The following is a 25,804-nucleotide window of genomic DNA, read 5'->3' as shown; positions in this document are numbered from 1 at the left end:
TGTTACTCTGTCGAACGGCCAGACCATCACCGTCGAAGCCGGCAAGACTCAAGGCAGCGTTGACTTCCAGACCCCGGCCAACGACGTCTACAACAACGGCTCGACCGTAAGTGTCACGATCAAGGACGCTGCTGGCGGCAACTTCGAGCAACTGACGCCGAACCTAACGCCGGCGCAAACCACGATCAATGATTCGGTGGACGTCACTACCGCAACACTGACTGCCAATCCGTCGGTCACCGAAGGCGGCGTGATCACCTACACCGTGACCCTGAGCAACCCTGCGCAGACGCCGGTCACCGTGACCCTGTCCAATGGCCAGACCATCACCGTTGAAGCCGGCAAGACTCAAGGCAGCGTTGATTTCCAGACCCCGGCCAACGATGTCTACAATAACGGCTCGACCCTAAGTGTCACGATCAAGGACGCCACTGGCGGCAACTTCGAGCAACTGACGCCGAACCCAACCCCAGCGTCCACTGTAATCAATGACAGTGTCGATACCGTCACCGTAAGCATCGTCAGTAACGGTAATGTCACTGAAGACCAGCAGCCATCCTTCACGATCAAAGTGAGCCAGGCGCTGGACCGTCCGCTGACCGTGACCCTGTCGAATGGCGAAACCGTCACCATCGAGGCTGGCAAGACCGAAGTCGAGTACAAGACCCCGGCTCAGGGCGATGACGTCATCAAGGACGCGGGCTCCGTGACGTTGAGCGTCACCGATGCCACTGTTTCGGGTGCAACCTTCGAGCATCTGGCCATCGGCGGCCCAGCTACCGTCGAGATTTCGGACACCATCAGCGAAGTCGTTGCAACCTTGACTGTCGACAAGGCGACTGTGGCGGAAGGCGGCCAGGTGACCTACACCGTCACGCTGACCAACGCGCAGGGGCTTTCGGTCACTCAGCACGGGGCACTGACCTTCACCCTGACCGACGGCACAAAAGTCACGATTCCGGCTGACAGTGCCTCTGGTACCGCGACCATCACGCTTAACGATGACGTGTACGTCGGCGGCCAGGCCGCTATTGCCAACAAGCTTGAGTCGGTTTCGGGTGCAGACAGCTTCGAGAAGCTGACTCTGGGTGATGAAACCGTCACCACTTCTGTGACGGACGAACCGGGTTCGGGTACTCCAGGTACCGGTAACCAGGGCGACTTGGTGCAGGTCACCATTACCGCTGACCAGGTTTCGGTTGCTGAGAACGTCAAGCCGACGTTCACCGTCCACATCAACACCGCTCTGACCCACGACCTGGTTGTGACCCTGAGTAACAACGCTCAGGTCACTATCAAAGCGGGTGAAACCAGCGCGCCGTACACCCACGAAGCACAGGGCGACGACGTTTACAAAGACGCCGGCGAAATCAGCCTGGGCATCAAGTCCGCGGTCGATGTTGACGGCCGTGCCTTCGAGAACCTGCAGCTGGGCGACGCAGCGTCGGTAAAAGTGACTGATACCACTGACGACGTCATCGCCAAGCTGACCGCCACCCCTTCGGTTACCGAAGGCGGCGAGATCACCTATACCGTCACCCTGACCAACAAAGACGGTCTGCCGATCGATAACCACGCGCCGTTGTATTTCACCTTGAGTGACGGCAAAACGGTCATCACCGTTCCGGCGAACGGCACCACCGGTTCGATTACCGTAACTGCCCCGGACAACGTCTACACCGGCACTAACCCACCGGTAGAGCAGAGCCTGCAATCGGTCAGCGGCGCTGACGCCTGGAAGTTCGAAAACCTGGTTCTGGACAAGACCCCGGTCAGCACCACTGTGACTGACGAGCCGGGTACCCCAGGCAACGAAGGCGATGTAGTCAAGGTCACCATCACCGCTGACCAGGTTTCGGTTGCTGAGAACGTCAAGCCAACCTTCACCGTCCACATCAACACTGCCCTGGCTCACGATCTGGTCGTGACCCTGAGCAACAACGCTACCGTCACCATCAAAGCGGGCGAAACCAGCGCGCCTTACACCCACGAAGCGCAAGGCGATGACGTTTACAAAGACGCCGGCGAAATCAGCCTGGGCATCAAGTCCGCGGTCGATGTTGACGGCCGTGCCTTCGAGAACCTGCAGCTGGGCGACGCAGCGTCGGTAAAAGTGACTGATACCACTGACGACGTCATCGCCAAGCTGACCGCCACCCCTTCGGTTACCGAAGGCGGCGAGATCACCTATACCGTCACCCTGACCAACAAAGACGGTCTGCCGATCGATAACCACGCGCCGTTGTATTTCACCTTGAGTGACGGCAAAACGGTGATCACCGTTCCGGCCAACGGCACCACCGGTTCGGTTACCGTGACCGCCCCGGACAACGTCTACACCGGCACTAACCCACCGGTCGAGCAGAGCCTGCAATCGGTCAGCGGCGCTGACGCCTGGAAGTTCGAAAACCTGGTTCTGGACAAGACCCCGGTCAGCACCACTGTGACTGACGAGCCGGGTACCCCAGGCAACGAAGGCGATGTAGTCAAGGTCACCATCACCGCTGACCAGGTTTCGGTTGCTGAGAACGTCAAGCCAACCTTCACCGTCCACATCAACACTGCCCTGGCTCACGATCTGGTCGTGACCCTGAGCAACAACGCTACCGTCACCATCAAAGCGGGCGAAACCAGCGCGCCTTACACCCACGAAGCGCAAGGCGATGACGTCTACAAAGACGCTGGCGAAATCAGCCTGGGTATCAAGTCGGCAGCAGACATCGATGGCCGTGCCTTCGAAAACCTGCAGCTGGGCGACGCGGCGTCGGTCAAAGTCACCGACACCACTGATGACGTCATCGCCAAACTGACCGCCACCCCTTCGGTAACCGAAGGCGGCGAGATCACTTACACCGTCACCCTGACCAACAAAGACGGTCTGCCGATCGACAACCACGCACCGTTGTACTTCACCTTGAGTGACGGCAAAACGGTCATCACCGTTCCGGCGAACGGCACCACCGGTTCGATTACCGTGACCGCCCCGGACAACGTCTACACCGGCGCTAATCCACCGGTAGAGCAGAGCCTGCAATCGGTCAGCGGCGCTGACGCCTGGAAGTTCGAAAACCTGGTTCTGGATAAGACTCCAGTCAGCACCACTGTCACTGACGAGCCGGGTACCCCTGGCAACGAAGGCGACGTGGTCAAGGTCACCATCACTGCTGATCAAGTCTCGGTGGCGGAAAACGTCAAACCGACCTTCACCGTTCACATCAACACTGCCCTGGCTCACGACCTGGTCGTGACGCTGAGCAACAACGCAACCGTCACTATCAAGGCCGGTGAAACCAGCGCGCCGTACACCCACGAAGCACAGGGTGACGACGTCTACAAAGACGCCGGTGAAATCAGCCTGGGTATCAAGTCTGCCGTCGATGTTGACGGTAGTGGCTTCGAAAACCTGCAGCTGGGCGACGCGGCATCGGTCAAAGTCACCGATACCACTGACGACGTCATTGCCAAACTGACCGCCACCCCATCGGTCACCGAAGGCGGCGAGATCACTTACACCGTCACCTTGACCAACAAAGACGGTCTGCCGATCGACAACCACGCGCCGTTGTACTTCACCTTGAGTGATGGCAAAACGGTGATCACCGTTCCGGCGAACGGCACCACCGGTTCGATTACCGTAACCGCGCCAGACAACGTCTACACCGGCACTAACCCACCGGTAGAGCAGAGCCTGCAGGCGGTCAGCGGTGCTGACGCTTGGAAATTCGAAAACCTGGTTCTGGACAAGACCCCGGTCAGCACCACTGTCACTGACGAGCCAGGCACGCCGGGCAACGAAGGCGACCTGGTCAAGGTCACCATCACCGCCGACCAGGTTTCGGTTGCTGAGAACGTGAAGCCGACCTTCACCGTTCACATCAACACTGCCCTGGCCCACGACTTGGTCGTGACGCTGAGCAACAACGCTACCGTCACCATCAAAGCGGGCGAAACCAGCGCGCCTTACACCCACGAAGCGCAAGGCGACGACGTCTACAAAGACGCTGGCGAAATCAGCCTGGGTATCAAGTCTGCCGTCGATGTTGACGGTAGTGGCTTCGAAAACCTGCAGCTGGGCGACGCGGCATCGGTCAAAGTCACCGATACCACTGACGACGTCATCGCCAAACTGACCGCCACCCCTTCGGTAACCGAAGGTGGCGAGATCACCTACACCGTCACCCTGACCAACAAAGACGGTCTGCCGATCGACAACCACGCGCCGTTGTACTTCACCTTGAGTGACGGCAAAACGGTGATCACCGTTCCGGCGAACGGCACCACCGGTTCGATTACCGTAACCGCGCCAGACAACGTCTACACCGGCGCTAACCCACCGGTAGAGCAGAGCCTGCAGGCGGTCAGCGGCGCTGACGCCTGGAAGTTCGAAAACCTGGTTCTGGACAAGACCCCGGTCAGCACCACTGTGACCGACGAGCCGGGTACCCCAGGCAACGAAGGCGATGTGGTCAAAGTCACCATCACTGCTGATCAAGTCTCGGTGGCGGAAAACGTCAAACCGACCTTCACCGTTCACATCAACACTGCCCTGGCTCACGATCTGGTCGTGACCCTGAGCAACAACGCTACCGTCACCATCAAAGCGGGCGAAACCAGCGCGCCTTACACCCACGAAGCGCAAGGCGATGACGTCTACAAAGACGCTGGCGAAATCAGCCTGGGTATCAAGTCGGCAGCAGACATCGATGGCCGTGCCTTCGAAAACCTGCAGCTGGGCGACGCGGCGTCGGTCAAAGTCACCGACACCACTGATGACGTCATCGCCAAACTGACCGCCACCCCTTCGGTAACCGAAGGTGGCGAGATCACCTACACCGTCACCCTGACCAACAAAGACGGTCTGCCGATCGATAACCATGCGCCGTTGTACTTCACTCTGAGTGACGGCAAAACGGTGATCACCGTTCCGGCCAATGGCACCACCGGTTCGGTTACCGTGACTGCCCCGGACAACGTCTACACCGGCACTAACCCACCGGTCGAGCAGAGCCTGCAGGCGGTCAGCGGCGCTGACGCCTGGAAGTTTGAAAACCTGGTTCTGGACAAGACTCCAGTCAGCACCACTGTCACTGACGAGCCGGGTACCCCTGGCAACGAAGGCGATGTGGTCAAAGTCACCATCACTGCTGATCAAGTCTCGGTGGCGGAAAACGTCAAACCGACCTTCACCGTTCACATCAACACTGCCCTGGCTCACGATCTGGTCGTGACCCTGAGCAACAACGCTACCGTCACCATCAAAGCGGGCGAAACCAGCGCGCCTTACACCCACGAAGCGCAAGGCGATGACGTCTACAAAGACGCTGGCGAAATCAGCCTGGGTATCAAGTCGGCAGCAGACATCGATGGCCGTGCCTTCGAAAACCTGCAGCTGGGCGACGCGGCGTCGGTCAAAGTCACCGACACCACTGATGACGTCATCGCCAAACTGACCGCCACCCCTTCGGTAACCGAAGGTGGCGAGATCACCTACACCGTCACCCTGACCAACAAAGACGGTCTGCCGATCGATAACCATGCGCCGTTGTACTTCACCCTGAGTGACGGCAAAACGGTGATCACCGTTCCGGCCAATGGCACCACCGGTTCGGTTACCGTGACTGCCCCGGACAACGTCTACACCGGCACTAACCCACCGGTCGAGCAGAGCCTGCAGGCGGTCAGCGGCGCTGACGCCTGGAAGTTTGAAAACCTGGTTCTGGACAAGACTCCAGTCAGCACCACTGTCACTGACGAGCCGGGTACCCCTGGCAACGAAGGCGATGTGGTCAAAGTCACCATCACTGCTGATCAAGTCTCGGTGGCGGAAAACGTCAAACCGACCTTCACCGTTCACATCAACACCGCGCTGGCTCACGACCTGGTCGTGACCCTGAGCAACAATGCCACCGTCACCATCAAAGCCGGTGAAACCAGCGCGCCTTACACCCACGAAGCACAGGGCGATGACGTTTACAAAGACGCTGGCGAGATCTCGTTGGGTATCAAGTCCGCGGTCGATGTCGATGGTCGTGCCTTCGAAAACCTGCAGCTGGGTGACGCAGCGTCGGTCAAAGTGACTGACACTACTGACGACGTCATCGCCAAGCTGACCGCCACTCCTTCGGTCACCGAAGGCGGCGAGATCACTTACACCGTCACCCTGACCAACAAAGACGGTCTGCCGATCGATAACCACGCGCCGTTGTACTTCACCCTGAGTGACGGCAAAACGGTCATCACCGTTCCGGCCAACGGCACCACCGGTTCGATTACCGTAACGGCCCCGGACAACGTCTACACCGGCACTAACCCACCGGTCGAGCAGAGCCTGCAGGGGGTTAGCGGCGCTGACGCCTGGAAGTTTGAAAACCTGGTTCTGGACAAGACTCCAGTCAGCACCACTGTCACTGACGAGCCAGGCACGCCGGGCAACGAAGGCGACGTGGTCAAGGTGACCATCACCGCTGACCAGGTTTCGGTTGCTGAGAACGTGAAGCCGACCTTCACAGTCCACATCAACACCGCGCTGGCCCACGACCTGGTCGTGACCCTGAGCAACAACGCCACCGTCACTATCAAAGCTGGCGAAACCAGCGCGCCGTACACCCACGACGCGCAAGGCGATGACGTCTATAAAGACGCCGGCGAAATCGAGCTGGGTATCAAGTCCGCCGTCGATGTTGACGGCCGTGCCTTCGAAAACCTGCAACTGGGCGATGCGGCGTCGGTCAAAGTGACTGACACCACGGATGACGTGGTGGCCAAGCTGAGCGCTACGCCTTCGGTCACCGAAGGCGGTGCGATCACCTACACCATCACCCTGACCAACAAAGATGGTCTGCCGATCGATAAACACTCGGCGCTGACCTTCACGCTGAGCGACGGCACCACCGTCATTACTGTGCCGGCCAACAGCACCAGCGGTTTCACCACCGTGACTGCCCCGGACAACGTCTACGTTGGTACCAATGACGCGGTGGTCAAATCGATCGCCACCGTCGACGGCGCGGATGTCGGCAAGTTCGAGAACCTGGTTCTGGACAAGACCCCGGTCAGCACCGCTGTGACCGACGAGCCAGGCACGCCGGGCAACGAAGGTGATCTGGTCAAAGTCACCATCACCGCTGACCAGGTTTCGGTTGCTGAGAACGTGAAGCCGACCTTCACCGTTCACATCAATACTGCCCTGGCTCACGACTTGATTGTGACGCTGAGCAACAATGCGGTTGTGACCATCAAGGCCGGTGAAACCAGCGCGCCGTACACCCACGACGCGCAAGGCGATGACGTCTATAAAGACGCCGGCGAAATCGAGCTGGGTATCACGTCCGCCGTCGATGTTGACGGCCGTGACTTCGAAAACCTGCAGCTGGGCGATGCGGCGTCGGTCAAAGTGACTGACACCACGGATGACGTGGTGGCCAAGCTGACCGCTACGCCTTCGGTCACCGAAGGCGGTGCGATCACCTACACCATCACCCTGACCAACAAAGACGGTCTGCCGATCGACAAGCACTCGGCACTGACCTTCACCCTGAGCGACGGCACCACCGTCATCACGGTCCCGGCCAACAGCACCACTGGTTTCACCACCGTGACTGCTCCGGACAACGTCTACGTCGGTACCAACGACGCGGTGATCAAGTCGATCGCTTCGGTGGATGGCGCGGATGTCGGTAAGTTCGAGAACCTGGTTCTGGACAAAACCCCGGTCAGCACCGCTGTCACCGACGAACCAGGCACGCCGGGCAACGAAAGTGATCTGGTCAAGGTGACCATCACCGCTGACCAGGTTTCCGTCGCCGAGAACGTCAAACCGACCTTCACTGTTCACATCAACACTGCCCTGGCCCACGACCTGGTCGTGACCTTGAGCAACAACGCTACCGTCACCATCAAGGCCGGTGAAACCAGCGCGCCTTACACCCACGAAGCGCAGGGCGACGACGTCTACAAAGACGCCGGTGAAATCGGGCTGGGTATCAAGTCTGCCGTCGATGTTGACGGTCGTGCCTTCGAAAACCTGCAACTGGGCGATGCGGCCTCGGTCAAAGTCACTGACACCACTGACGATGTCGTGGCCAAGCTGACTGCCACTCCTTCGGTTACCGAAGGTGGTGCGATCACCTACACCATTACGCTGACCAACAAAGACGGTCTGCCGATCGACAAGCATTCGGCGCTGACCTTCACGCTGAGCGACGGCACCACCGTCATCACGGTTCCGGCCAACAGCACCACTGGTTTCACCACCGTGACTGCTCCGGACAACGTCTACGTCGGTACCAACGACGCGGTGATCAAGTCGATCGCTTCGGTGGATGGCGCGGATGTCGGTAAGTTCGAGAACCTGGTTCTGGACAAGACCCCAGTCAGCACTGCCGTCACCGATGAGCCTGGTTCGGGTACTCCGGGGACCGGCAACGAAGGCGACTTGGTCAAAGTCACCATTACTGCTGACCAGGTATCGGTGGCTGAAAACGTCAAACCGACCTTCACTGTTCACATCAACACTGCCCTGGCCCACGACCTGGTCGTGACCTTGAGCAACAACGCTACCGTCACCATCAAGGCCGGTGAAACCAGCGCGCCTTACACCCACGAAGCGCAGGGCGACGACGTCTACAAAGACGCCGGTGAAATCGAGCTGGGTATCAAGTCGGCAGCAGACATCGACGGCCGTGCCTTCGAAAATCTGCAGCTTGGCGATGCGGCGTCGGTCAAAGTCACTGACACCACTGACGATGTCGTGGCCAAGCTGACTGCCACTCCTTCGGTCACCGAAGGCGGTGCGATCACCTACACCATCACCCTGACCAACAAAGACGGTTTGCCGATCGATAAGCACTCGGCGCTGACCTTTACCCTGAGCGACGGCACCACTGTCATCACGGTTCCGGCCAACAGCACCACTGGTTTCACCACCGTGACTGCCCCGGACAACGTCTACACCGGTACCAACGATCCAGTGATCAAGTCGATCGCATCGGTCGATGGCGCTGATGTTGGCAAGTTCGAGAATCTGGTTCTGGACAAGACGCCAGTCAGCACTGCAGTGACCGACGAACCAGGCACGCCGGGCAACGAAGGTGATCTGGTCAAGGTGACCATCACCGCTGACCAGGTTTCGGTGGCTGAGAACGTCAAGCCGACCTTCACTGTTCACATCAATACCGCCCTGGCCCACGACCTGGTCGTGACCTTGAGCAACAACGCCACCGTCACTATCAAGGCCGGTGAAACCAGCGCGCCTTACACCCACGAAGCACAGGGCGATGACGTCTACAAAGACACCGGTGAAATCGGGCTGGGTATCAAGTCTGCCGTCGATGTTGACGGTCGTGCCTTCGAAAACCTGCAACTGGGCGATGCGGCCTCGGTCAAAGTCACTGACACCACTGACGATGTCGTGGCCAAGCTGACTGCCACTCCTTCGGTTACCGAAGGTGGTGCGATCACCTACACCATTACGCTGACCAACAAAGACGGTCTGCCGATCGACAAGCATTCGGCGCTGACCTTCACGCTGAGCGACGGCACCACCGTCATCACGGTTCCGGCCAACAGCACCACTGGTTTCACCACCGTGACTGCTCCGGACAACGTCTACGTCGGTACCAACGACGCGGTGATCAAGTCGATCGCTTCGGTGGATGGCGCTGATGTCGGCAAGTTCGAAAACCTGGTTCTGGACAAGACCCCAGTCAGCACTGCTGTGACCGATGAGCCAGGCTCGGGTACTCCGGGGACCGGCAACGAAGGCGACTTGGTCAAAGTCACCATCACCGCTGACCAGGTTTCGGTCGCCGAGAACGTCAAACCGACCTTCACCGTTCACATCAACACCGCCCTGGCTCACGACTTGGTTGTGACCCTGAGCAACAACGCCACCGTCACTATCAAAGCTGGCGAAACCAGCGCGCCTTACACCCACGACGCGCAGGGCGACGACGTCTACAAAGACGCCGGCGAAATCGAGCTGGGCATCAAGTCCGCCGTCGATGTTGACGGTCGTGCCTTCGAGAACCTGCAGTTGGGCGATGCGGCGTCGGTCAAAGTCACCGACACTACCGACGATGTGGTGGCCAAGCTGACCGCTACCCCTTCGGTCACCGAAGGCGGTGCGATCACTTACACCATCACCCTGACCAACAAAGACGGTCTGCCGATCGACAAGCATTCGGCGCTGACCTTCACCCTGAGCGACGGCACCACCGTCATCACCGTGCCGGCCAACAGCACCACTGGTTTCACCACCGTGACTGCTCCGGACAACGTCTACACCGGTACTAACGATCCAGTGATCAAATCGATCGCTTCGGTTGATGGCGCGGATGTTGGCAAGTTCGAGAACCTGGTTCTGGACAAAACGCCGGTCAGCACTGCTGTCACCGACGAACCAGGCTCGGGTACTCCAGGCGCTGGCAACGAAGGCGATCTGGTCAAGGTGACCATCACGGCTGACCAGGTATCGGTCGCCGAGAACGTCAAACCGACCTTCACCGTTCACATCAACACCGCGCTGGCTCACGACTTGGTCGTGACCCTGAGCAACAACGCGGTTGTGACCATCAAGGCTGGCGAAACCAGCGCGCCGTACACACACGAAGCGCAGGGCGACGACGTCTACAAAGACGCCGGCGAAATCGAGCTGGGCGTGAAGTCGGCAGCAGACATCGATGGCCGTGCCTTCGAGAACCTGCAGCTGGGCGATGCGGCCTCGGTCAAAGTGACCGATACCACTGACGATGTCATCGCCAAGCTGACCGCCACCCCTTCGGTCACTGAAGGCGGCGAGATCACCTATACCGTCACCCTGACCAACAAAGACGGCCTGCCGATCGACAACCATGCGCCGTTGTATTTCACCCTGAGTGACGGCAAAACGGTCATCACCGTGCCGGCCAATAGCACCACCGGTTTCACCACGGTGACCGCGCCGGACAACGTCTACGTCGGTACCAATGACGCGGTGGTCAAGTCGATCGCCAATGTCAGCGGCGCAGACGCCTGGAAGTTCGAAAACCTGGTTCTGGACAAGACCCCAGTCAGCACCACCGTGACCGACGAACCTGGCTCGGGCACTCCGGGCGCTGGCAACGAAGGCGACGTGGTCAAAGTCACCATCACCGCCGACCAAATCTCGGTCGCCGAGAACGTCAAACCGACCTTCACTGTCCACATCAACACCGCGCTGGCCCACGACCTGGTCGTGACCCTGAGCAACAACGCGGTTGTGGTGATCGAGGCCGGCAAGACTTCGAGCGAGCCGTATACCCACGACGCACAAGGCGACGACGTCTACAAAGACGCCGGTGAAATCGAGCTGGGCATCAAATCCGCCGTCGATGTTGACGGTCGTGCCTTCGAGAACCTGCAGCTGGGTGATGCCGCGTCGGTCAAAGTCACTGACACCACTGACGACGTGGTGGCCAAGCTGTCCGCGACCCCTTCGGTCTCCGAAGGTGGTGAAATCACTTACACCATCACCTTGACCAACAAAGATGGTCTGCCGATCGATAACCACGCGCCGTTGTACTTCACCCTGAGTGACGGCAAAACGGTCATTACCGTCGCGGCCAATAGCACCACCGGCTTCGCTACCGTCACCGCGCCGGACAACGTCTACGTTGGTACCAACGACGCGGTGGTCAAGTCGATTGCCAATGTCAGCGGCGCAGACGCCTGGAAGTTCGAGAACCTGGTTCTGGACAAGACCCCAGTCAGCACCACCGTGACCGACGAACCTGGCTCGGGCACTCCGGGCGCTGGCAACGAAGGCGACTTGGTCAAAGTCACCATCACGGCTGATCAGGTTTCGGTTGCCGAGAACGTCAAACCAACGTTCACCGTTCACATCAACAATGCCCTGGCTCACGATCTGGTCGTGACCCTGAGCAACAACGCCACCGTCACCATCAAAGCGGGCGAAACCAGCGCGCCGTACACCCACGAAGCGCAAGGCGATGACGTCTACAAAGACGCCGGTGAAATCGAGCTGGGTATCAAGTCGGCTGTCGATGTTGACGGTCGTGCCTTCGAAAACCTGCAGCTGGGCGATGCAGCCTCGGTCAAAGTCACCGACACCACCGACGACGTGGTGGCCAAGCTGACTGCCACTCCTTCGGTTACCGAAGGTGGTGCGATCACCTACACCATCACCCTGACCAACAAAGATGGCTTGCCGATTGATAAGCACTCGGCGCTGACCTTCACGCTGAGCGATGGCACCACCGTCATCACGGTCCCGGCCAACAGCACCAGCGGTTTCACCACCGTGACTGCCCCGGATAACGTCTACGTCGGTACCAACGACGCGGTGATCAAATCGATCGCCACCGTCGCCGGTGCTGATGTCGGCAAGTTCGAGAATCTGGTTCTGGACAAGACGCCGGTCAGCACCGCTGTTACTGACGAGCCTGGCTCGGGTACTCCGGGTGCCGGCAACGAGGGCGACTTGGTCAAGGTGACGATCACGGCTGACCAGGTATCGGTCGCCGAGAACGTGAAGCCGACCTTCACCGTTCACATCAACACCGCCCTGGCTCACGACCTGGTCGTGACCTTGAGCAACAACGCCACTGTCACTATCAAGGCCGGTGAATCCAGCGCCCCGTACACCCACGAAGCACAGGGTGACGACGTCTACAAAGACGCTGGAGAAATCGAGCTGGGCGTGAAGTCGGCAGCAGACATCGATGGCCGTGCCTTCGAGAATCTGCAGCTGGGCGACGCGGCGTCGGTCAAAGTGACTGACACCACCGACGACGTCGTGGCCAAACTGACTGCGACGCCTTCGGTCACCGAAGGTGGTGCAATCACCTACACCATTACGCTGACCAACAAAGACGGCCTGCCGATCGATAAACATTCGGCGCTGACTTTCACCTTGAGTGACGGCACCACCGTCATCACGGTTCCGGCCAACAGCACCAGCGGTTTCACCACCGTGACTGCCCCGGATAACGTCTACGTCGGTACCAACGACGCGGTGATCAAATCGATCGCCACCGTCGCCGGTGCTGATGTCGGCAAGTTCGAGAACCTGATTCTGGACAAAACGCCGGTCAGCACGGCTGTCACCGACGAGCCAGGCTCGGGTACTCCAGGCGCTGGCAACGAAGGCGACTTGGTCAAAGTCACCATTACGGCTGACCAAGTCTCGGTTGCCGAGAACGTCAAACCGACCTTCACCGTCCACATCAACACCGCCCTGGCTCACGATCTGGTCGTGACGCTGAGCAACAACGCTACCGTTACCATCAAAGCCGGTGAAACCAGCGCGCCGTACACCCACGAAGCGCAGGGCGACGACGTCTACAAAGACGCCGGTGAAATCGAGCTGGGCGTGAAGTCGGCAGCAGACATCGATGGCCGTGCCTTCGAGAACCTGCAGCTGGGCGACGCCGCTTCGGTCAAAGTCACCGACACCACGGATGACGTGGTGGCCAAGCTGACTGCCACTCCTTCGGTTACCGAAGGTGGTGCGATCACCTACACCATCACTCTGACCAACAAAGACGGTCTGCCGATCGACAAGCACTCGGCACTGACCTTCACCTTGAGTGACGGCACTACCGTCATCACGGTCCCGGCCAACAGCACCAGCGGTTTCACCACGGTGACTGCCCCGGATAACGTCTACGTCGGTAACAACGACGCGGTAATCAAATCGATCACCACCGTCGATGGCGCGGATGTCGGCAAGTTCGAGAACCTGGTTCTGGACAAAACGCCGGTCAGCACTGCTGTGACCGACGAGCCGGGCTCAGGTACTCCAGGCGCTGGCAACGAAGGTGATCTGGTCAAGGTGACGATCACCGCTGACCAGGTTTCGGTTGCCGAGAACGTGAAGCCGACCTTCACCGTTCATATCAACACTGCCCTGGCTCACGACCTGGTCGTGACGCTGAGCAACAACGCCACCGTCACTATCAAGGCCGGTGAAACCAGCGCCCCATACACCCACGAAGCGCAAGGCGATGACGTTTACAAAGACGCCGGTGAAATCGAGCTGGGCGTGAAGTCGGCAGCAGACATCGATGGCCGTGCCTTCGAGAACCTGCAGCTGGGCGACGCCGCCTCGGTCAAAGTCACCGACACCACCGACGACGTAGTGGCCAAACTGACTGCCACGCCTTCGGTCACCGAAGGTGGTGCGATCACCTACACCATCACCCTTACCAACAAAGATGGCTTGCCGATCGATAAGCATTCGGCGCTGACCTTCACCCTGAGCGACGGCACCACCGTCATCACCGTGCCGGCCAACAGCACCAGCGGTTTCACCACCGTGACTGCCCCGGATAACGTCTACACCGGTACCAACGACCCAGTGATCAAATCGATCGCTTCCGTTGATGGCACGGATGTTGGCAAGTTCGAGAACCTGGTTCTGGACAAAACCCCGGTCAGCACCACTGTTACTGACGAGCCAGGCTCGGGTACTCCAGGCGCTGGCAACGAAGGTGATCTGGTCAAAGTCACCATCACCGCTGACCAGGTTTCGGTTGCTGAGAACGTGAAGCCGACCTTCACCGTTCACATCAATACTGCCCTGGCTCACGACTTGATTGTGACGCTGAGCAACAATGCGGTTGTGACCATCAAGGCCGGTGAAACCAGCGCGCCGTACACCCACGACGCGCAAGGCGATGACGTCTATAAAGACGCCGGCGAAATCGAGCTGGGTATCAAGTCCGCCGTCGATGTTGACGGCCGTGACTTCGAAAACCTGCAGCTGGGCGATGCGGCGTCGGTCAAAGTGACTGACACCACGGATGACGTGGTGGCCAAGCTGACCGCTACGCCTTCGGTCACCGAAGGCGGTGCGATCACTTACACCATCACCCTGACCAACAAAGACGGTCTGCCGATCGACAAGCATTCGGCGCTGACCTTCACCCTGAGCGATGGCACCACCGTCATTACTGTGCCGGCCAACAGCACCAGCGGTTTCACCACCGTGGCTGCCCCGGACAACGTTTACGTTGGTACCAATGACGCGGTGATCAAATCGATCGCTTCGGTTGATGGCGCGGATGTCGGCAAGTTCGAAAACCTGGTTCTGGACAAGACCCCAGTCAGCACCGCTGTCACCGACGAGCCAGGCTCGGGTACTCCAGGCGCTGGCAACGAAGGCGACTTGGTCAAAGTCACCATTACGGCTGACCAAGTCTCGGTTGCCGAGAACGTCAAACCGACCTTCACCGTCCACATCAACACCGCCCTGGCTCACGACCTGGTCGTGACGCTGAGCAACAACGCCACCGTCACCATCAAAGCCGGTGAAACCAGCGCGCCGTACACCCACGAAGCGCAGGGCGACGACGTCTACAAAGACGCCGGTGAAATTGAGCTGGGCGTGAAGTCGGCAGCAGACATCGATGGCCGTGCCTTCGAGAACCTGCAGCTGGGTGACGCCGCCTCGGTCAAAGTCACCGACACCACCGACGACGTCGTGGCTAAGCTGACTGCTACTCCTTCGGTTACCGAAGGTGGTGCGATCACCTACACCATTACGCTGACCAACAAAGACGGTCTGCCGATCGATAAACACTCGGCGCTGACCTTCACGCTGAACGATGGCACCACCGTCATTACCGTGCCGGCCAACAGCACCACTGGTTTCACCACGGTGACTGCTCCGGACAACGTCTACGTCGGTACCAACGACGCGGTGATCAAATCGATCGCCACCGTTGATGGCGCTGATGTTGGCAAGTTCGAGAACCTGGTTCTGGACAAGACGCCGGTCAGCACTGCTGTCACCGACGAACCAGGTACGCCGGGCAACGAAGGCGACTTGGTCAAAGTCACCATTACCGCTGACCAGGTTTCCGTCGCCGAGAACGTCAAACCAACGTTCACCGTCCACATCAACACCGCGCTGGCTCACGACCTGGTCGTGACCTTGAGCAATAACGCTACCGTCACCATCAAGGCTGGCGAAACCAGCGCGCCGTACACCCACGAAGCACAGGGCGACGACGTTTACAAAGACGCTGGCGAAATCGAGTTGGGCGTGAAGTCTGCAGCAGACATCGATGGCCGTGCCTTCGAAAACCTGCAGCTGGGCGACGCCGCCTCGGTCAAAGTCACCGACACCACCGACGACGTAGTGGCCAAACTGACTGCCACGCCTTCGGTCACCGAAGGTGGTGCGATCACCTACACCATCACCCTTACCAACAAAGATGGCTTGCCGATCGATAAGCATTCGGCGCTGACCTTCACCCTGAGCGACGGCACCACCGTCATCACCGTGCCGGCCAACAGCACCAGCGGTTTCACCACCGTGACTGCCCCGGATAACGTCTACGTCGGTACCAACGACCCAGTGATCAAATCGATCGCTTCTGTTGATGGCGCGGATGTCGGCAAGTTCGAAAACTTGGTTCTGGACAAAACCCCGGTCAGTACCGCTGTCACCGACGAACCAGGTACGCCGGGCAACGAAGGCGACTTGGTCAAAGTCACCATTACTGCTGACCAGGTTTCGGTTGCTGAAAACGTCAAACCGACCTTCACCGTTCACATCAACACCGCGCTGGCTCACGACTTGGTCGTGACCCTGAGCAACAACGCCACCGTCACTATCAAGGCCGGTGAAACCAGCGCGCCATACACCCACGAAGCGCAAGGCGATGACGTTTACAAAGACGCCGGTGAAATCGAGCTGGGCGTGAAGTCGGCAGCAGACATCGATGGCCGTGCCTTCGAGAACCTGCAGCTGGGCGACGCCGCCTCGGTCAAAGTCACCGACACCACCGACGACGTAGTGGCCAAACTGACTGCCACGCCTTCGGTCACCGAAGGTGGTGCGATCACCTACACCATCACCCTTACCAACAAAGATGGCTTGCCGATCGATAAGCATTCGGCGCTGACCTTCACCCTGAGCGACGGCACCACCGTCATCACCGTGCCGGCCAACAGCACCAGCGGTTTCACCACCGTGACTGCCCCGGATAACGTCTACGTCGGTACCAACGACCCAGTGATCAAATCGATCGCTTCTGTTGATGGCGCGGATGTCGGCAAGTTCGAAAACTTGGTTCTGGACAAAACCCCGGTCAGTACCGCTGTCACCGACGAACCAGGTACGCCGGGCAACGAAGGCGACTTGGTCAAAGTCACCATTACTGCTGACCAGGTTTCGGTTGCTGAAAACGTCAAACCGACCTTCACCGTTCACATCAACACCGCGCTGGCTCACGACTTGGTCGTGACCCTGAGCAACAACGCTACCGTCACCATCAAGGCCGGTGAAACCAGCGCGCCGTACACCCACGAAGCACAGGGCGACGACGTTTACAAAGACGCTGGCGAAATCGAGTTGGGCGTGAAGTCTGCAGCAGACATCGATGGCCGTGCCTTCGAAAACCTGCAGCTGGGCGACGCCGCCTCGGTCAAAGTCACCGACACCACCGACGACGTAGTGGCCAAACTGACTGCCACGCCTTCGGTCACCGAAGGTGGTGCGATCACCTACACCATCACCCTTACCAACAAAGATGGCTTGCCGATCGATAAGCATTCGGCGCTGACCTTCACCCTGAGCGACGGCACCACCGTCATCACCGTGCCGGCCAACAGCACCAGCGGTTTCACCACCGTGACTGCCCCGGATAACGTCTACGTCGGTACCAACGACCCAGTGATCAAATCGATCGCTTCTGTTGATGGCGCGGATGTCGGCAAGTTCGAAAACTTGGTTCTGGACAAAACCCCGGTCAGTACCGCTGTCACCGACGAACCAGGTACGCCGGGCAACGAAGGCGACTTGGTCAAAGTCACCATTACTGCTGACCAGGTTTCGGTTGCTGAAAACGTCAAACCGACCTTCACCGTTCACATCAACACCGCGCTGGCTCACGACTTGGTCGTGACCCTGAGCAACAACGCCACCGTCACTATCAAGGCCGGTGAAACCAGCGCGCCGTACACCCACGAAGCACAGGGCGACGACGTTTACAAAGACGCTGGCGAAATCGAGTTGGGCGTGAAGTCTGCAGCAGACATCGATGGCCGTGCCTTCGAAAACCTGCAGCTGGGCGATGCGGCCTCGGTCAAAGTGACTGACACCACCGACGACGTCGTGGCCAAGCTGACCGCTACCCCTTCGGTCACCGAAGGCGGCGCAATCACCTACACCATTACGCTGACCAACAAAGACGGTCTGCCGATCGACAAGCACTCGGCACTGACCTTCACCCTTAGCGACGGCACCACTGTCATCACTGTTCCGGCCAACAGCACCACTGGTTTCACCACCGTGACTGCTCCGGACAACGTCTACACCGGTACTAACGATCCAGTGATCAAATCGATCGCTTCGGTAGATGGCGCTGATGTCGGCAAGTTCGAGAACCTGGTTCTGGACAAAACGCCGGTCAGCACTGCTGTCACTGACGAACCCGGCGTAGGCACTCCAGGCAGCAACAACCAGGGCGACAAAGTCGAACTGAGCATCGTTGCCAACCAGACCTCGGTCTTCGAGAACGAGAAACCGACCTTCACCATCAGCATCAAAGAGGCCCTGGACCAGGACCTCACCGTGCAGCTGACCGAAGGCAAGTCGGTCGTGATCAAGAAGGGCGAGACCTCGGCCATCTTCACCCACGACGCGCAAGGCGAAGACGTGTACGTCGATGCCGGCTCGCTGACTGTCAGCATCACCGGCACCAGCGTGCCGGATGGCCGCCAGTTCGAGAACCTGGTCGTCAGCAAGCCTTCGGCCTCGGTGGACATCAAGGACACCTCGAACGAAGTCATCGCCAAGCTGACCGCCACGCCGTCGGTCACCGAAGGCGGTTCGATCGTCTACACCGTGACCCTGACCAGCAAAGATGGCCTGCCAGTCAACAACCACGGCGCCCTGACCTTCACGCTGAGCGACGGCAAAACCGTCATCACCGTGCCGGCCAACGGCACCGTCGGTACGGCCACCGTCGCTGCACCGGATAACGTCTACATCGGCCAAAGCTCGGTCAGCCAGACCCTGCAATCGGTAGGTGGCGCGGGCGCCAGCAAGTTCGAAAACCTGACCCTGGACAAGGCCCCGGCCACCACCACGGTCAACGACGAACCAGGCGTAGGCACCCCAGGCAGCAACAACCAGGGCGACAAAGTCGAACTGAGCATCGTTGCCAACCAGACCTCGGTCTTCGAGAACGAAAAACCGACCTTCACCATCAGCATCAAAGAGGCCCTGGACCAGGACCTCACCGTGCAGCTGACCGAAGGCAAGTCGGTCGTGATCAAGAAGGGCGAAACCTCGGCCATCTTCACCCACGACGCCCAAGGCGAAGACGTGTACGTCGATGCCGGCTCACTGACCGTCAGCATCACCGGCACCAGCGTGCCGGATGGTCGCCAGTTCGAGAACCTGGTGGTCAGCAAGCCTTCGGCTTCGGTGGACATCAAGGACACTTCGAACGAAGTCATCGCCAAGCTGACCGCCACGCCGTCGGTCACCGAAGGCGGCTCGATCGTCTACACCGTGACCCTGACCAGCAAAGATGGCCTGCCAGTCAACAACCACGGCGCCCTGACCTTCACGCTGAGCGACGGCAAAACCGTCATCACCGTGCCGGCCAACGGCACCGTCGGTACGGCCACCGTCGCTGCACCGGATAACGTCTACATCGGCCAAAGCTCGGTCAGCCAGACCCTGCAATCGGTAGGTGGCGCGGGCGCCAGCAAGTTCGAAAATCTGACCCTGGACAAGGCCCCGGCCACCACCACGGTCAACGACGAATCCGGCGTAGGCACCCCTGGCAGCAACAACCAGGGCGACAAAGTCGAACTGAGCATCGTTGCCAACCAGACCTCGGTCTTCGAGAACGAAAAACCGACCTTCACCATCAGCATCAAAGAGGCCCTGGACCAGGACCTCACCGTGCAGCTGACCGAAGGCAAGTCGGTGGTGATCAAGAAGGGCGAAACCTCGGCCATCTTCACCCACGACGCGCAAGGCGAAGACGTGTACGTCGATGCCGGCTCGCTGACTGTCAGCATCACCGGCACCAGCGTGCCGGATGGCCGCCAGTTCGAAAACCTGGTCGTCAGCAAGCCTTCGGCCTCGGTGGACATCAAGGACACCTCGAACGAAGTCATCGCCAAGCTGACCGCCACGCCGTCGGTCACCGAAGGCGGCTCGATCGTCTACACCGTGACCCTGACCAGCAAAGATGGCCTGCCAGTCAACAACCACGGCGCCCTGACCTTCACGCTGAGCGACGGCAAAACCGTCATCACCGTGCCGGCCAACGGCACCGTCGGTACGGCCACCGTCGCTGCACCGGATAACGTCTACATCGGCCAAAGCTCGGTCAGCCAGACCCTGCAATCGGTAGGTGGCGCGGGCGCCAGCAAGTTCGAAAACCTGACCCTGGACAAGGCCCCGGCCACCACCACGGTCAACGACGAATCCGGCGTAGGCACCCCAGGCAGCAACAACCAGGGCGACAAAGTCGAACTGAGCATCGTTGCCAACCAGACCTCGGTCTTCGAGAACGAGAAACCGACCTTCACCATCAGCATCAAAGAGGCCCTGGACCAGGACCTCACCGTGCAGTTGACCGAAGGCAAGTCGGTGGTGATCAAGAAGGGCGAGACCTCGGCCATCTTCACCCACGACGCGCAAGGCGAAGACGTATACGTCGATGCCGGCTCGCTGACTGTCAGCATCACCGGCACCAGCGTGCCGGATGGCCGCCAGTTCGAGAACCTGGTCGTCAGCAAGCCTTCGGCCTCGGTGGACATCAAGGACACCTCGAACGAAGTCATCGCCAAGCTGACCGCCACGCCGTCGGTCACCGAAGGCGGTTCGATCGTCTACACCGTGACCCTGACCAGCAAGGATGGCCTGCCAGTCAACAACCACGGCGCCCTGACCTTCACCCTGAGCGACGGCAAAACCGTCATCACCGTGCCGGCCAACGGCACCGTCGGTACGGCCACCGTCGCTGCACCGGATAACGTCTACATCGGCCAAAGCTCGGTCAGCCAGACTCTGCAATCGGTAGGTGGCGCAGGCGCCAGCAAGTTCGAAAACCTGACCCTGGACAAGGCCCCGGCCACCACCACGGTCAACGACGAACCCGGCGTAGGCACCCCTGGCAGCAACAATCAGGGCGACAAAGTCGAACTGAGCATCGTTGCCAACCAGACCTCGGTCTTCGAGAACGAAAAACCGACCTTCACCATCAGCATCAAAGAGGCCCTGGACCAGGACCTCACCGTGCAGCTGACCGAAGGCAAGTCGGTCGTGATCAAGAAGGGCGAGACCTCGGCCATCTTCACCCACGACGCGCAAGGCGAAGACGTGTACGTCGATGCCGGCTCGCTGACTGTCAGCATCACCGGCACCAGCGTGCCGGATGGCCGCCAGTTCGAGAACCTGGTGGTCAGCAAGCCTTCGGCTTCGGTGGACATCAAGGACACCTCGAACGAAGTTATCGCCAAGCTCACTGCAACCGAGTCGGTCACCGAAGGCGGCTCGATCGTCTACACCGTGACCCTGACCAGCAAAGATGGCCTGCCAGTCAACAACCACGGCGCCCTGACCTTCACGCTGAGCGACGGCAAAACCGTCATCACCGTGCCGGCCAACGGGACCGTCGGTACGGCCACCGTCGCTGCACCGGATAACGTCTACATCGGCCAAAGCTCGGTCAGCCAGACCCTGCAATCGGTAGGCGGCGCAGGCGCCAGCAAGTTCGAAAACCTGACCCTGGACAAGGCCCCGGCCACCACCACGGTCAACGACGAACCAGGCGTAGGCACCCCAGGCAGCAACAACCAGGGCGACAAAGTCGAACTGAGCATCGTTGCCAACCAGACTTCGGTCTTCGAGAACGAAAAACCGACCTTCACCATCAGCATCAAAGAGGCCCTGGACCAGGACCTCACCGTGCAGCTGACCGAAGGCAAGTCGGTGGTGATCAAGAAGGGCGAAACCTCGGCCATCTTCACCCACGACGCTCAAGGCGAAGACGTGTACGTCGATGCCGGCTCACTGACCGTCAGCATCACCGGCACCAGCGTGCCGGATGGTCGCCAGTTCGAGAACCTGGTGGTCAGCAAGCCTTCGGCTTCGGTGGACATCAAGGACACCTCGAACGAAGTCATCGCCAAGCTGACCGCCACGCCGTCGGTCACCGAAGGCGGTGTGATCACCTACACCGTGACCCTGACCAGCAAAGATGGCCTGCCGATCAACAACCACGGCGCCCTGACCTTCACGCTGAGCGACGGCAAAACCGTCATCAACGTGCCGGCCAACAGTGCAACAGGCTTCGTCAACGTGGCTGCGCCGGATGATGTCTATATCGGCCAGACCTCTGTCGGCCTGGCGCTGCAGTCCGTCGGCGGCGCGGGTGCCAGCAAGTTCGAGCAACTGACCCTGGACAAGACCACGGCCACCACCGTGGTCAACGACGAGCCAGGTGTCGGCACCCCAGGCACTGGCAACCAGGGCGATGTGACCACCATCGGTATCACCGGCACCACCTCGTTGACCGAAGGTGAAACCGGCAAATACACCCTCACCCTGAGCAACCCGGCTAAGGCGGAAGTCACCGTTACCCTGACCTACAGCGGCACCGCTAACGGCCAGGACTACACCGCGGTCACCACCGTGAAGATCCCGGCCAACAGCAGCAGCGTCACGTTCGATATCAAGACCATCGACGACAAGCTGGTTGAAGGTACCGAGAACTTCACCGTGACCATCGGCGCTGCCACCGGTGGCAACTTCGAGAACCTGCAGGTCGATAGCACCAAGGCGAGTGTCACCACCAACATCCTCGACAACGACCACCTGCCGGTTTCGACTGGCGGCGCGGTCAATGGCGTGGAAGACACCGACTACCTGTTCACCTGGAACGACTTCAAGGTCACCGATGCCGATGGCAACACCGGCCTGTTCGTGACCATCACCTCGCTGCCGGTCGACGGTAGCCTGAAGTTCTACAACGGCACCGCGTGGGTCGATGTGAAAGCAGGCCAGGTCGTCAGCCAGGCCGACATCACCAGCAACTACCTGAAGTTCGTGCCGAAGGCGAACGAGTCGGGCACCGACGGCTATGGCGGCTCGGGCGTCGGCAACAAACAGGCTGACTACGCGCAGTTCAAGTACACGCCGAACGACGGCACCAACCTGGGCAGCGAAGTGACCATGAAGGTCGACATCAGCCCGGTGGCCGACAAACCGACCCTGACGATTGGCAGTACCGATGTCGCGTCCAAAGGCCTGACCAAGGAAGTCTGGACCACCCTCAAAGGGCTGGGTACCGACGGCAACGGCATCACTGGCGATGCGCTGAAAACGGTCTTCGCCAACTCCGGCAGTGCTACCTCCAGTGCGACCACCACCAACGTGCAGTCCGATGGCAGCGTCACCGCTGGCACCGGTTCGAAAACGTCGGGCCTGCTGTTCCTGGAAGCCGGCAAGACCTACACCTTCAGCGGCACCGCCGATGACAGCCTGGTGGTCACCATTGGTGGCAAGACCGTGGTAACTGCGACCTGGGGCGCGGGTGGCCAGATTTCTGGCACCTTCACCCCAACGTCCAGCGGCTACTACCCGATCGAGGTTTACCACGCCAACCAATCAGGCCCTGGTAGCTATGACCTGAACATTCAGGCGGGCTCCGGTGCCGTCACCGACCTGAGCAGCAGCAACATCCCGATGTACCAGAACGTGACCGAGATGGCCAACGCTGGCCTGGGCGTGTCCGATCTGCACACCGTCAATGGCCAGAGCTACTACGACGGCTACAAACTCAACGAAGGGCCGGAAGGTGGCTCGGTCAAGCTGGTCGGTATCAGCACCGGCCTGACCGACACCGATGGTTCCGAAACCTTGAGCGTGACCCTCAGCGGCATTCCGAAAGGGACTGTGCTGAGCGATGGCGCGGGCCACACCGTGACTGTCGGCGGTACGCCGGTGGACGTGACAGGCTGGAAACTCAGCGGCCTGACCCTGACCCCGCCGACCTACTACAAAGGCACGTTCGACATCACCGTCACCTCCACGGCCACCGAAAGCCTCGGCGGTTCGGACAGCATCACCGGCAAGATTCCGGTCACTGTCTACGGCGCCACCTACAAGGCGACGGTGGGTACTTCGGGCGATGACACCATCAATGGCAGCGAAGGCAACGACATCATCGTCGCCGACGTGGCTGGCCTGAACGTGGTTGCGGGCAAGAACTACAACATTGCCTTCATGGTCGACAGCTCGGGCAGTATGAGCAACCAGTCCGTCGCCGCGGCCAAGGCCCAGTTGGCATCGGTGTTCCAGACGTTGAAAGCCAGCCTGGGCGCTGATACCTCGGGGACGGTGAATATCTTCATCGCCGACTTCGATACCCAGGTAAACAAGAACGTGGCGGTCAATCTTGCCGATACCGACGCACTGGCCAAGCTTCAGGCGGTGCTGGACTCGATGGTGGGTGGTTCAAGCTACGGCGGTGGTACCAACTATGAGGATGTGTTCAAAACCACGGCCAACTTCTTCAAGAGCACCATGGCTACCGGTAACAGCGGTGCAGAGAACCTGACCTACTTCATCACCGACGGTAAGCCGACTTATTACCAGACCAATGAAACGACCAACTACCGCCTGTGGAGCGGCGGCAAGTATCTGGATGACGTAGTCAACGTCAACAACTACAAGGTGGGTGAGACCTTCAGTGTCTGGGCCGACGCAACGCACAAAGTTGAAATCAATAGCGAAGGCAGCCTCAAAGTGCTGACCTACACAGAAAACCGTTGGGGCAACCTGGTGCTTGATTCCACCCGCACGATCGGGACGATTCATGCTCAAGGGGATGGCACCTACGAGTTCTCCGGCCTGGGCGGTACCGGTTATGCCGATTCCTGGAACTACGCGGATTCGGCGAGCAACACGTCTGCCAGCTTCGCCCTCTTGGGTGGGACTAACGGTGTAAGCAAGGTTCAGGCAATTGGTTTGAACAGCGATGTCAGCCTGACAGATCTGAAGCCATACGACAGCGCCGGCAAGCCGCAGGCCAATATCGACCCATCCAACCTGGCCAGCGCGATCCTCGGGCATTCCGAGGCGACCCTGCCAGGCGCCGACAAGGTCGATGGCGGCAATGGCAACGACATCATCTTCGGTGACCTGATCACCCTCAACGGTGTCGTCAGCGAGGGCTACCAAGCCCTGCAGGCGTACGTTGCGCAGAAGAGCGGTGTCGAGGCCAGTGCCATCACCACCAACAATGTCCACCAGTACATCACCGAGCACTACACCGAGTTCGATATCTCCGGTGCCAACGACGGCAAGGATTTCCTGTCGGGCGGCAATGGCAACGACATCCTCTTCGGCCAAGGTGGCGATGACACGCTCGATGGTGGCAAAGGTAACGACATCCTGTTGGGCGGTACCGGCAAGGACATCCTGATCGGTGGCCAAGGCGATGACATCCTGATCGGCGGTAGCGGTGCGGACACCTTCGTGTGGAAGTCGGGCGATGTCGGCAACGACGTGATCAAGGACTTCAAGGTGGCCGAGGGTGACCGTATCGATCTGAAGGATCTGCTTCAGTTCGAGAAGGGCAGCACCATCGACAACTACCTGAAGATCACCACGGTGGACGGCACCTCGACGCTGCAGGTCAGCAGCGAGGGCAAGCTCAACGCCACCGGTGGCCTGGCCAACGCCGATGTGACGATCAAGCTGGAAGGGGTCAACTGGTCCAATACCTCGATCAACTCGTTGATCAGCGGTGGCGACCCGACCATCCGTATCGATAACAAAGACAGCTGA

At 59.7% G+C, this 25,804-nt stretch carries 1 protein-coding gene (only partly in view); it reads left to right on the top strand.

Annotated elements, in window-relative coordinates:
- Positions 1 to 25,804 carry the 3' portion of a retention module-containing protein gene (locus tag AB7M33_RS08170; protein WP_454242690.1) on the top strand. The gene continues 1,838 nt to the left of window position 1, outside the view, so the window shows 25,804 of its 27,642 coding nt (coding positions 1,839-27,642); the start codon falls outside the window, past its left edge; the stop codon is at positions 25,802 to 25,804.

It is taken from the genome of Pseudomonas sp. Y3 TE3536 (assembly GCF_053629175.1).
Note: the sequence above shows the minus strand (reverse complement) of the source record. Positions and strands in the feature narration are given on the sequence as shown.